The 11,817-nt window shown below is 63.1% G+C and carries 13 protein-coding genes; 5 read left to right on the top strand and 8 right to left on the bottom strand.

The genetic code is table 11. The features are described 5' to 3' along the window. Positions 1–137 precede the first annotated feature (137 nt). On the top strand, positions 138–1,676 hold the full coding sequence (locus tag QMG80_RS08110; protein ID WP_085772366.1) for a CYTH and CHAD domain-containing protein: 1,539 nt from the start codon (positions 138–140) through the stop codon (positions 1,674–1,676). A 239-nt stretch (positions 1,677–1,915) separates the two neighbouring features. Here the strand turns inward: QMG80_RS08110 and QMG80_RS08115 are convergent, their stop codons facing one another. The 5 genes from QMG80_RS08115 to QMG80_RS08135 form a co-directional block, all read right to left on the bottom strand. Further along, the gene (locus tag QMG80_RS08115; RefSeq protein WP_199768980.1) at positions 1,916–2,092 is read right to left on the bottom strand and encodes a hypothetical protein; all 177 of its coding nucleotides are present in this window, start codon (positions 2,090–2,092) and stop codon (positions 1,916–1,918) included. Positions 2,093–2,284: 192 nt separating this feature from the next. Beyond that, entirely contained in the window at positions 2,285–3,451 is a 1,167-nt protein-coding gene (locus tag QMG80_RS08120; protein ID WP_085772367.1) for a GNAT family N-acetyltransferase, read from the bottom strand. A 56-nt stretch (positions 3,452–3,507) separates the two neighbouring features. Further along, positions 3,508–4,107: a superoxide dismutase gene (locus tag QMG80_RS08125; RefSeq protein WP_085772368.1), complete on the bottom strand. Its 600-nt coding sequence runs from the start codon at positions 4,105–4,107 to the stop codon at positions 3,508–3,510. A 160-nt stretch (positions 4,108–4,267) separates the two neighbouring features. Further along, positions 4,268–4,876: a hypothetical protein gene (locus tag QMG80_RS08130; protein ID WP_281926299.1), complete on the bottom strand. Its 609-nt coding sequence runs from the start codon at positions 4,874–4,876 to the stop codon at positions 4,268–4,270. Between the two features lie 132 nt (positions 4,877–5,008). Further along, positions 5,009–5,623: a hypothetical protein gene (locus QMG80_RS08135; protein WP_085772369.1), complete on the bottom strand. Its 615-nt coding sequence runs from the start codon at positions 5,621–5,623 to the stop codon at positions 5,009–5,011. A 247-nt stretch (positions 5,624–5,870) separates the two neighbouring features. Between QMG80_RS08135 and QMG80_RS08140 the strand changes: the two genes are divergently transcribed. Next, positions 5,871–6,593 (top strand): hypothetical protein, encoded by a 723-nt coding sequence (locus tag QMG80_RS08140; protein WP_158658808.1) that lies wholly within the window; start codon positions 5,871–5,873, stop codon positions 6,591–6,593. A 9-nt stretch (positions 6,594–6,602) separates the two neighbouring features. On the opposite strand, the gene xth is transcribed toward QMG80_RS08140, so the two are convergent. Together xth and QMG80_RS08150 are read right to left on the bottom strand one after the other, a co-directional pair. Next, on the bottom strand, positions 6,603–7,403 hold the full coding sequence (xth, locus tag QMG80_RS08145) for an exodeoxyribonuclease III (protein ID WP_085772371.1): 801 nt from the start codon (positions 7,401–7,403) through the stop codon (positions 6,603–6,605). A 247-nt stretch (positions 7,404–7,650) separates the two neighbouring features. Further along, complete coding sequence (locus QMG80_RS08150) at positions 7,651–8,439, bottom strand: cell envelope integrity EipB family protein (RefSeq protein WP_245299940.1); 789 nt, start codon at positions 8,437–8,439, stop codon at positions 7,651–7,653. Between the two features lie 741 nt (positions 8,440–9,180). On the opposite strand from QMG80_RS08150, the gene QMG80_RS08155 reads away from it, so the two are divergent. Continuing rightward, positions 9,181–9,363, top strand: a complete 183-nt coding sequence (locus QMG80_RS08155; protein WP_158658809.1) for a hypothetical protein — start codon at positions 9,181–9,183, stop codon at positions 9,361–9,363. Positions 9,364–9,495: 132 nt separating this feature from the next. Here the strand turns inward: QMG80_RS08155 and QMG80_RS08160 are convergent, their stop codons facing one another. Continuing rightward, on the bottom strand, positions 9,496–10,593 hold the full coding sequence (locus QMG80_RS08160; RefSeq protein WP_085772372.1) for a YcjF family protein: 1,098 nt from the start codon (positions 10,591–10,593) through the stop codon (positions 9,496–9,498). Positions 10,594–10,827: 234 nt separating this feature from the next. On the opposite strand from QMG80_RS08160, the gene QMG80_RS08165 reads away from it, so the two are divergent. Together QMG80_RS08165 and QMG80_RS08170 are read left to right on the top strand one after the other, a co-directional pair. Beyond that, entirely contained in the window at positions 10,828–11,106 is a 279-nt protein-coding gene (locus QMG80_RS08165) for a hypothetical protein (protein ID WP_085772373.1), read from the top strand. 218 nt (positions 11,107–11,324) lie between these two features. After that, entirely contained in the window at positions 11,325–11,780 is a 456-nt protein-coding gene (locus QMG80_RS08170; RefSeq protein WP_085773752.1) for an arsenate reductase/protein-tyrosine-phosphatase family protein, read from the top strand. Positions 11,781–11,817: the final 37 nt, after the last annotated feature.

Raw genomic sequence — 11,817 nt, forward strand, 5'->3', positions numbered from 1 at the left:
ATTTCGATATTTTTTGTGACAAGCGCCTGTGGCAAGGCGCACATTGTCCGGGAGCGACGCGCCAATTTCGCGTCTGACCGCGAGGAAAGAACGCGCAGGCGAGTCGCGATTCCGAAAAGAAAAGGCCTGAGAGCACGATGAGTGGGATCCATCGCGAGCTGGAGATTAAATTCTCCACGGACTTGGCAGGCCTCAAGGAAGCGTTGGAAGCCCCAGCCCTCGGCGGCGCTCCCGGCAAGCGCATTGGCTCCCGCAGCCTTGTCTCGACCTACTTCGATACGCCGGACCATATCCTCAATGAGCGGCGGATCGCGGTGCGTGTGCGACGAGTCGGGCGCGCCGCCCCGCTTGTTGGGCTAAAGTGGCTCCCCACATCGCGCGGCGACGCCTTCTCTCGCGGCGAGGTCGAGGCGCGCGGGCCTGGAATCATGCCGGATTTGGCGTTGTTTGGGGAGGAAATTGCGACCGAGCTGGGAGAGATTATTGGAGATCGCCCGCTCGAACCGCAATTCGAAACACGAATTAAGCGCCGTACGCGTCTCGTCAGCGCCGGAACGGCTCAGATCGAGATCGCCTTCGACGAAGGAGAAATCGTCGCCGGCGATCGGCGCGCGCGCGTCATCGAGGTTGAGCTCGAGCTTAAGAGCGGAGACGCATCGGAGCTATACGATCTCGCCGCGCGCGCGGTCCAGGCCTTGCCGTTGCGCCTCGATGTGACGAGCAAGTCAGAACGCGGGTTTCGGCTCGTCGGCGGCGCGGTGGCTGCGCCGGTGAAGGCCCGTGACCCCATATTCCCGCCCGGCGCGACGTTCGACGACGCGATCGGGAGCGTCGTTGGCAACACGCTGGCGCATTTTCTCGCCAATCTTGCGTCCTTGCGCGAAAGCGACGATCCGGAGTCGATCCATCAATTGCGCGTGGCGCTCCGGCGTATGCGCTCCGCCCTCGGCATGTTCAATCGTCTGAGGCCAAGCGCCGAGTTTGACGCCTTTCGCGCGGAGGCCAAGCGCATTGCGACGGCTCTCGGACCCGCTCGGGAATGCGACGCTTTCGGCGATTTGCTCGCTGCGGGACCGCGTCGGGCGTCCGCCGATGGAGCGGTATTCGGCGGGATCGAGTCCGCGCTTTCGGCGCGCCGAGAGGCTTTGTACGCCGAGGCGCGCCAGCTGATCGACGCCAAGGAGACGACGGTCTTCTCGTTGAGGCTGCAAGCATTTCTGACTCGCCGCGGATGGCGGAACGCTCCGGGCGAGCTGGCTAGTCTAACGACGCCGGTGACGCAATTTTCGTCCGAGACGCTCGAGCGCTTGCGAAAGCGCGTCTTGAAGCGCGGGAAGAAGCTCGTCATGCTGCCGGACGCCGAGCGCCACAAGGTTCGCATCGCGCTCAAGAACCTGCGTTACGCGGCAGAGTTCTTTGGCGGATTGTACGAAGACTCTGGCGGCTGTCGCAGCTATATCCGGACCGTCGCGCGGCTGCAGGACATTCTGGGCGCGCACAACGACGCCGCGGGCGCCCAGATGCTGCTGGACGGGCTGGGGGCGCGCGCTGAGCCCGGGACCGCCTTTGCGGCGGGCGTCGTGCTGGGCTGGTGCGAGCGCGACGCCGAAGTGGCGGATGCGGAGCTGGGCGAGGCCTGGCGACGGTTCAAGCGTCTCGATCCGTTTTGGCGGTAGAGCATGTCACGGAAAAGTGCGAAGCGGTTTTCCGTGACATGCTCCAACCTTTTGATTTAGCGCGATTCCTTATCGCTCGAACGATTCCCTTCGAGCGGGAAACGCGCTGAGAATTACGAAGGCGTGCTCCCGGCCGCCCGGCTGACACACGCGGAGCGCGCCGCGCATCGACTTTCGGAGAGGCTTCGCCCAGGCCCCGCGGGAAGAAAACGCGTCGCCCGCCAGCCTAAGCTTCGCGTTTACTTACCGAACCGGGTCAGGAAGTTATAGCCGACGAGCCCACCGAGGCCGGCTCCGACGACCGCAGCCACCGGACCCGCGACGCCGAGCCCCATGATTCCGCCAAGGACAGCGCCGACCGCGCCGAAAATATACTGGTTCTGCTTTTGCTTCGGTATTTCAGGAATGTTGCTCATGACGCTTGGCCTTTCCTAGCGCGCGGGACGCTCGTTGGCCGCGCGTGATATCTGAGAGAGAAATCAGCAGATGATCTTGAGCCGAGCGTCGCGCCGTACAAACACGCGGTTCGAAGGAAGGTTGCGCCGATCTCGCGTTTTTTGCGGCGCCTGCGGCCTGCCACGGCGCGAGGGCCGCAGGCCACGGGGCGCTCAATCGCGCCGGAAGGGCAGGGCCTCCTCATAGTCCTCGATCATTGCCGCGACGGCCTCGCGCTCGCGGGCAAGATAGTCGGCGACGGCGGCTTGAAGCCTCGGGTCGACGAATTCATGTACGGAATGCGTTGCGACCGGACGGTAGCCGCGCGCGAGCTTGTGCTCGCCCTGCGCGCCGGCTTCCACGCGCTTGAAGCCATGACGGATCGCATAATCGATCGCCTGGTGATAGCAGACCTCGAAATGCAGGAAGGGCCGCTCCTCGAGCGCGCCCCAATAACGGCCATAAATCGCGTCGTCGCCCAGAAAATTCAGCGCGCCGGCAATATAGTCTCGATCCTTGCGCACCATGACGAGCAGGACGCGATGCGGCATCGAAGCGCCGATCTCGTCGAAGAAGGCGCGGGTGAGATAGGGCCTTCCCCATTTGCGCGCGCCGGTGTGCATATAGAAGGCGAAGAAGGCGTCCCAGTGCCTTTGTTCGATGTCGGCGCCGGTCAAAAGCTCGATCGTGAGATCGGAGCCCTGCGCTTCCCGGCGCTCGCGCCGGATGGTCTTGCGTTTGCGCGAGGACAGCGCGTCGAGAAAGTCGTCGAAATCGCGATAGCCCTCGTTTGAGAAATGGAACTGCTCTCCGGCGCGCTGGAGAAAGCCCTGCTTCGCGAGCGCGCTCGCTTCCGGCTCCGTCGCGAAGGTGACGTGCAACGACGAGGCGCCGCAGGATTTGCATAGATCGCGCAGCGCGTCGATAAGCGCCGCGCGCGCGGCGTCGGGCGCGTCTTTTTCCAGCAGCAGCCGCGGACCCGTCACCGGCGTGAAGGGAACCGCGACCTGAATTTTCGGATAATAGCGCCCGCCAGCGCGGCCATAGGCTTCGGCGAAAGCCTGATCGAAGACATATTCGCCGAGACTATGCGCCTTGAGGTAAGCCGGCGCCGCGGCGAGCAAGCGGCCCTTCTTGTCCTCGATCAGCGTATGCGCCGGCGCCCAACCGCTTCGCCCTCCGACAGAGCCCGATCGCTCAAGCGCCGAGAGGAAAGCATGCGAGACAAATGGATTGTGGCGCTCGTCGGGATCGCGCCCGGCGTTGGCGCAGGCGTCCCAGGCGGCGGGATCGACGGATGAGAGCGAAGACGCGCAACGCGCGGTGAATTCGGCGGCCATCGAACCGCTTGCCTCGAGAGGAGCAGGCCCCTCGCCGAGGCGAGGGGCCGCGCGTGCTATTTCACCGCCGCGTCATAGAGTTCCTCGACATAGGCCCAGTTCACCAAATGATCGAGGAAAGCCTTGAGATAGTCGGCGCGGCGATTGCGATAGTCGATGTAGTAGGAATGCTCCCAGACATCGGCGACGAGCAGGGGCTTCGCGCCGAAGACGAGCGGGTTCTCGGCGTTGGCTGTCTTGCGCACGGCGAGCTTGCCGTCCTTGATTTCGAGCCAGACCCAGCCCGAGCCGAACTGCCCCAGGCCCTGCGCCTGGAACTCTTCCTTGAACTTGTCGACCGAGCCGAAGGACTCGACCAGCGCCTTCTCGATCTTGCCGGGAATGGCGCCGCCGCCATTCGGCTTCATCCACTTCCAATAATTGGCGTGGTTGTAGTGCTGCGCGACGTTGTTGAAGATCGGAACGTTCTTCCCGTGCGAGGCGGTGATGATCTCCTCGATGGGCTTTCCCTCGAACTCCGTGCCCTTGATGAGATTATTGGCGTTGGTCACATAGGTCGCATGATGCTTGTCGTGATGATATTCGAAGGATTCGCGTGAAAGATAGGGTTGCAGGGCGTCATAGGCGTAGGGAAGAGGCTCGAGCGTGAAGGTCATTGCGATCTCCTGGAATGGGACTAGCGCCTAGCAAGGAACGCGCCGACGCTGCCCTTTTCCTAGGGCGGAGACGCGGCCGGGACAATATCCTCCTCGGCCATCGCCGGTCTTTAGAGCGCGTCCCAACCGGGAAACCCCTTCGCGCTTGTCGCATCGGGCTCTACGGCGTCGCAGTCGCCGGCCAGCCGCGCAACAGCTTGGCGCGCACGACGAGGTCCGACCACTCCGGAGCGGTGTAAGCGTGCGCAGACGCCGCCTGCTTCTGCGCGCAAATGTCGTCGGAGGGGCCGTTTTGCGCCGTCTTGGGACCGTCGACAAAAAAATAAATGACGTTCAGCTTCAGCACCGAGCGCAACTGGTCTGTGACCGTCCCCCGCTTGTGGGCGTAGACGCCCCAAGCCTTGTCGTTGGCCGGACCTCCTGCCCCCGAGGGTTTGAAGCCATAGGAATAGTCCCCTTCGCCCCGCACGAGGTCGAAGCGAATGAAGCAGAGCTTGCCCGAGGGCGGCGGCAGCGCCACGAGCTCGCGCGTCACGACGACGTCCTGGCCGTTGTAGCCGACGTCGTAGGCTACCGGATAATGCCAAACCTCGACGGCGCTGAAATGCTGCGAGAGCTCGGCCTCATCCGGATCTTCGGCTGCGGCGGCGGGGCCATAGGTCCAAACGCCAAGGGCGAGCAGCAGGGCGCCCAGAACCCCCGTGAGCGGCTTAGCGCGTTTCCCGCTCGGACGGAATCGTTCGAGCGATAAGGAATCGCGCCAAATCAAAAGATTGGAGCATGTCCTGACCGGAAAACCGCTTGGCGCTTTTCCGGGACAGGCTCTAGCGGATAATCGCATGATGACGCGTTTCCTGTCTGGGCGACCCGAGCGGATGTTCCGCGCGGGTCGCGAGGTTCTTCAGGCTTCTCGGGCCGAGAGCGGCCCCGGGGACGCTGCGCCTTTCTTAGCGCGCTGAGAGAGCATGAACCAGAGGAAGCCGCAGAGCCCCAGGAAGGCGACCCCGTAGAGGATGTATTCGATCATCCCCATCACGGAATAGAGGCCCACCGTGAAGGGAAAGCGCGAAACCCAGACATTGCCGAGGTCGTCCGAGACCGTCACGATGCCGACGTAATGACCCGGCTCCTTGAAGTCGTGCTCGAAGGTCATCGAGCCGTTTTGATAGACTTTCGGCGCCCTGTAGAAAACAGTCGCCGCCTCGATGTCGGCTTTCTCCCTCTCAGCGCCGACATCCTTGATGACACGCACCCCGATCGCCATGTCGCGGAGATCAGCGGATACGGCCGTCAGACCAATCACCGTCGGGCCGGTTTGTGCGATGTCCTCGCAGAACTCCTGCTCTTCGCCGGTCCGTTGATAGCCGACGAAGTGCATAGTGCTGGGACCGATTTTCAACACACACTCGTCTTGCTCGAGCTTTACGCCGCCGTGCGCTGCGGCCATTTCTGGCGTCATCAACGCAATTCCGAGGGAAATTGCGAAAAATACACCAGCGGCCCGTAGTATGCCCATCCCATCCCTCCTTGTCTTCCCGCCTCGAACGCGACGGTCATGGGGATCGATGTTGTGATTCATCGCGAGTAATGCTATGAGGCATCATGCCACAATTGAACATTGCGAACTCAATACAGTCGCTCGCTTGGGCATAAGCTTCGCCATTGCGAAGGCGGCTCGCCTCGCAGTAAAGCCGGGCGAGCGACGCCACGCTTCAGACTTCATCCTGGGTATTGTCGATGCAGGGGTGGGGCGGAAGGAATAGGTGAGTTCGATCATGCGACGCAACATCGCCCGATGGGCGTTGACTTTACTCGGCTTCGCGCTGGCGGTCGGCGGTGCGACGGCTATGCTGCGCGGCTGGGACATCGTGCAGGTTGAGCGCGGTTGGAGCCAATTCATCGCGGGCGCCGCAGCGCTCTCGGGCGGCGCGATCGTGATCGCCCTGGCCGAAGTCGTGGCGCGTCTCGATCGACTCCTCGCGGCAAGCGCTTCGATGGCCGACGCCTCGGCGAAGCAGGCCTCCGCGGCCCAGGCCGAGCCAGAAGCCCCGTCCCCGCACGAGCGCAGAGCCGCGCCTCCGCCGCCGCCTCAGAGTGAGCAAAGAGCCGCGCCCCCACCGCCTCAGCCTGAGCAAAGAGCCGCGCCGCCGGCCGCGTCCGCGCCTCCGCTCGCCGCTAGCGCTATGCCGGATCCGATGCCCGAGTCTCGCCAGCCGGCGCCAGCGCCGGCCGCTGCGCTTGCGCCGCCCACGCCTCTTCGTCCGCGCCGAGAGGAAGCGCCGGCTCCGATCGCCGCGCCGAAACGCCAAGCGGCCGCGCAGCCGCCGCAGGATGGAGAGGAGCCGCGCGAGGTCGAGCGCTACCAGTCCGGCGGTCTGACATATGCAATGTTTTCAGACGGTTCGGTGGAGCTGCGCTCGGAAACGGGCGCGCAGCGTTTCTCCTCGATCGAGGAGCTTCGCGCGATGCTCGCGACGCAGGAATAGCGAGTCGGTTCAGACTTCCAGCACGATTGTTGTCGGGGCGTGATCCGAAGGGCGCTCCCAACCGCGCGCCTCGCGCAGCACTTGCATTTCTCTCAAGGCGCCGCCGAGCGTGGGGCTCACCCAGATGTGATCGAGCCGTCGGCCGCGGTCGCTCGCGGACCAATCGGCCGCGCGGTAGCTCCACCAAGTGTAAAGCTTCTCCTCGGCCGGAACGAAGCGCCGCAGCGCGTCGACCCATCCGCCAGCGTCGAAGGCCTTTGTAAGCTTCTCGACCTCGATCGGTGTGTGACTCACGACCTTGAGGAGAGCCTTGTGGCTCCATACGTCGTGCTCGAGCGGGGCGATGTTGAGATCGCCGGCGAGGATGACGCGCCCTTGCGAGACGCCTTCATCCCTTGTCCACTCGCGCATTTCGTCGAGAAAATCGAGCTTGTGAGCGAATTTCGGATTGATCTCGCGGTCGGGCTCGTCGCCGCCGGCGGGGACGTAGAAATTGTGTAGCCGCAGGGGCTCGCCGCCCACCTTCACTTCAGCCGCGATGTGGCGCGCGTGGCCGGCCTTGCAGAAGTCGCGCGCGCCGAGCGGCTCCAAGGGATGTTTCGAGGCGATGGCCACGCCGTGATAGCCCTTCTGCCCGTTGATCGCGAGGTGGGGATAGCCGAGCGACCGAAAGTCGGAGGCGGGGAATTCGGCGTCGCGGCACTTGGTTTCCTGCAGCAGCAGGACGTCTGGCGAGTGGCTTTTCAGAAAGCGCGCGACGAGCGGCATGCGCAGCCGCACGGAATTGATGTTCCAGGTGGTGATTTTCATCAAGCGATCTCATTTGGCGAAGCCTCCCTCGAACTTCGCCCAGGGACCCCATCGCGCCGCAGTTTCCACCCTAGCCAATACAAGGACGAAGTCCCGAGGCCAAGCCGACAAAACGAAACCCCAACGCAGTCGAGCGGCGAGGCTCCAGTCTTCTACCGGTAGCGGCGATTGATGGTTAGTACATGCAAGTCGAACTCGCAGGAGCGACGGCGAGTTCGATCTTCTCGCCCGCGAGCGCAAACTCTCCTTAATCGAGCTTCAACGCAGTCGAAACGCCGTTTTCGTAAAGCTCGAAGGAAATGACATAGAGAGCCGTCTGGTCTTCCTTCGTATCGGCGTCGAAATAAGAGATGGAGACTGGCCAGCGCCGCATGTTCTTGAGCGCGTCGACTTGCGCCGCCTTTGCGGCGGGGGGAGTGGAAAGAGCGTTGCCGATCGTCGCCGTCGTCCGAAAAACCCTCCGTCCATCTTCCGCGCCGTCATAGACAAGCGCCTCCAGGAGATGGCCGCCTGCCTGCGCCGACGCCAGAAGGCGGCGCAAATGCGAGGAAGGGAACAAGGCCTCCGCCGCCAGATTCGCTTCCCGAGGCGCAGGGTTCTGGAGCCTGACCGACAGAGGCTGGCCGGAATCCTTCCGGGCTTCGCCGCGCACGTGGTCGGCAGGGTCCCTATTGGCCCTTTGCTCGATATCGAAATGATAGTTTTTGCCGTCGCCAGCTTCAAAGGTCGCGCTGCGGAGAGAGGAAATTTGCGGCGCGCCTTCCGATGACCGAAGTTCTGTAACCTGGCGGATTTTCTCCACATAGCCTTCGCATTCGGAGCCCGAGAATTCGAATGCGATGCGTCCTCGCGCCGAGGCCGGAGCGTTCCCGCCTTTCGCTTGGGCGAGCGAGAGGTCGTAGACGGCGTGGTAGGCCGTAAGGCGAGGCAGCGCGGCAATCGCCGCGTCCTGGATGACGTCCTTCGCGCGAGCCGAGGGCGACAGAAGGGGCGCGGCGCACACCAATAACGCGCCAATTACGCGTTTCAAGGCCATGAGAGTCCTTTCTTCTTTTGACCGTTTTCGCCCGCCCGCGCGCCTCAACGAGAGCTAAGAGGCGCGTCTTTCTGAGCGCATGCGAGAGATTGTGAAGCCTCCCGCTCAAGATGAGGCGAGAGGCGGCGGCGCGTCTTAGGCGACGGGTAAAAATGACAAAAGTTCGTCTGTGACACAAGCTTTGCCGCCAAAATTACCAGAGAACATAAAGTCAATTTTAGCTTTAGCGAAACCTCTCCATCGCCGCTTGCTCAATTTACGTATTAACCACAATGAAAAGATTGTTTGTACGATTCCGTACGTAATCATAATTGTGGAGTTTATGAAAGAAAACAACCCAGAACATCGTGTTCACTTATAGCTAATATCACATTCCTATGACGACCATAGGGCTTGAACGTCACCGTATGCAAAGATCCTGCTGACAATTATTCTGTGTAGCATTGACAATATCGTCTTCGACGCAAGTTCAACAGCTAGCCCTTGGCGAGAGGTTGGATAGTCGTCGCGAGATGTGTGCGGCCCCATTCCGGCTCGGAGGGCTATTGGCCTGTGGAGGTTATGATGACCCTCAAACGGTTGAATGCTCTTCTGGTGGTGACTGCGCTGTCCATTGGAGCCGTTGTTGCTTTCTCGACCCCGGCCGACGCGTATGTACGGGGTTGCGGCTGGCGTACGCACTACGGCGTGCACTATGGCTGGCACAGGGGTTGGCACGCGGGTTGGCATCGTGGCCCAATCGTGGCTTCTGACTACGCCGCCCCGGTCGTAGCCAGTGACTACTTCGCGCCCGCGCCGGTCTACACCTCAGGCTGCCGCAGGCCTGTGGTCAGCGCTTGTGGCTACGGCGGTGGCTACGGCGGCTGGGGAACTTACGGTGGCTATGGCGGCGGCGGGCTCTTTGGCGGGCTGCTGCCTTTCTAAGGCGGTCTGGGCAAGGGGACCCAGAAGCTGGAATGGGACTTCTAAATGGGGGCGCCGTCGCGAAGCCGGCGCCCTTGGTTTTTTGAGTCGGCGTCGGCTTCTGTACAAATATCGCGTTGCGTCTGCGCGAATTTAGCTCGAGGCTTTCTCGCTCTTGTCTCCGAACAGGAAGGGCGCGACGTCCTTCACGCCCGGCGCCTTCTCCGCGCAGAAGGGAGTTGGCCGGCACACCGCCATCGCCGAGAGACCGACGCGCGCGGTGAGCAGGCCGTTCAGCACGCCTTCGCCGAGCCGCGCCGAGAGCTTCGCGGCAAGCCCGTGGCCGACCAGCTGCTGCAAAAGCGAGTCTCCGATCGCCAGTCCGCCGGTGATCGCGAGATGCGCGGCGACTGAGCGCGCGAGCTTGAAAAAGCCGAGGAGACCCGGACGCCCGCCGTAGATTTCGGCGATACGCCGCATGAGAGCGATGGCTTGGGCGGCGACGAAGATCACGTCGAGGATGGCGCGCGGGCTGATCGTGACGACGAGCGAGACGCGCTTTGCCGCCGCTGCGATTTCCCTCCGCGCCAGGGCGTCGAGCGGCGCGATCAGCGTGCGTTCGGCGAAGTCGATGAGATCCTTGCCGTCGATGATCTCCTCCGACAGCGATTTCAGTCTCGCGCGCGCCTGCGCCGTGTCGGGGCGGGAGACATAAAGATCGCAGAGCTCCGTGATCCTCGCCCGCGCGGCTTTCGCGTCATTGTCGCCGCGCGCCGCCGCAAGGCCGAGATGCAGCTGCGCGATGCGGTTTTGCCGAAGCATCGCGCGGATCTCGCGCGTGAGAAGGATCAATGCGGCGATGACGAGCGTCGCCGCGAGCGCCAGGCCGAGCGTCCCAAGCAGCGCCGAACGCGCGAACAGCCCCTCGACGAGCTCGGTCACCCAGAGGGTCAGCGTCAGCGAGACGAGGCCGGTCAGCGCCGACCAGAAGAGCCCCGGAATGGAGAAAGCCCATTTGCCGAGAAGGCCCTTCGCCTGCGCCTTTTCGGTCGCCGCCTCCTCCGCATCGGGGTCCGCGGGAAAATCGCCGGCGACAGAGGCGAAAATATCTTCTTCGGCCTCGAGCACCTTCGCCGCGAAAGGCCGCGGCGTCTCGACGCCCGGGCCCGGGCCCGGGGGAGGCGTGACGACTTTCTCCCCGTCGAGGCGGAAGGCGCGAGGACGGGGCGGTCGACGTTCCGGCTCAGTCATACGCTTCCCCTGTCGCTCACGAACCCAGACGAGCGGCCAAACGAATCCGCTGGGCGGGCCCCTTGCGTCTTATCTATCCTTTTCGCGCGTGAAACGGGAGCCTCGAAACTGCGCCGCCGCCGGCGTCCGAATTTCTTTGGTGGAGACCGAGATAGATCGACGTCCTTCACGCCGCTGTTATCAAAAAGCGTCAAGAAACCCGCGCCGGCATAGAGGCGATTCGGGGGACTTTCCATGAACCGCAACTTTCCCTGCGCATATGACATGGAGCTCGAGGACGTGCGAGAGTGGGCGCAAAGCCGCGAGACGGCGCTTCCGGTCGCGGTGGCGATCTGGGCGATTGCCGACGGCGAGCGCACCCCGCAGCGAATCTGGGAAAAGCCCACGCCATCGGAATGGGATCAGGTCACGATGGCGCTCGATGAATATTTGCGCCACGGCGATTTCTCGCGCTCGCCGGACGGGCTGTATAAATGGGGGCTCGACCACGTCAGAAACCTCGCGCCCTGCTGAGGTTGTCGCTAGAGCCTGTCACGGAAAAGTGCGAAGCGGTTTTCCGGTCAAGACATGCTCCAACCTTTTGATTTGGCGCGATTCCTTATCGCTCGAACGCTTCTGTCCGCGCGGGAGACGCGCTGGGGGCGTAAGGCGCTCGGCCGATCCTGCCCCTCGACGAGAGGGCGCTCGACTCCATTGAGAGAAAGCGCGGCCGAATGGAAAACGGGACCGACATGAGAACCGTGCTATTCCTGTGCACAGGAAACTACTACCGCAGCCGCTTCGCGGAGGAGCTGTTCAACTTCCGCGCCCGGGCGGATTGCGCCGGATGGGCCGCTGCCTCGAGGGGCATCGCTGTCGACCTCGGTCACGCCAATGTCGGGCCGATAGCGATGGCGACGGTGAAGGCCCTGCGAGAGCGAGGCGTGGCTTTTGAGCGTGGCGACGCGAGAGCGCCGTTACAGCTGCAGATCGCCGATCTTGAAGCGGCGGACCATATCGTCGCGTTGAAATACGCGGAGCATTTTCCGTTGATGGGAAAGCGCTTCCCATCCTATGTCACAGCGCAAGAGGCGCCTCGCATCGAATATTGGCGCGTCGATGACGTGGACGCGATGACGCCTGACGAAGCGCTGCCGCTCATCGAGGAGGAAGTCGATGGCTTGATGCGGCGGTTGAGAGCCGCCTGACGTCGGCGACGACGAGGCCCGCCTGCTCATTAAAGCG

Origin of the sequence: Methylocystis bryophila (assembly GCF_027925445.1) — a bacterium.
Classification (GTDB): Bacteria; Pseudomonadota; Alphaproteobacteria; order Rhizobiales; family Beijerinckiaceae; genus Methylocystis; species Methylocystis bryophila.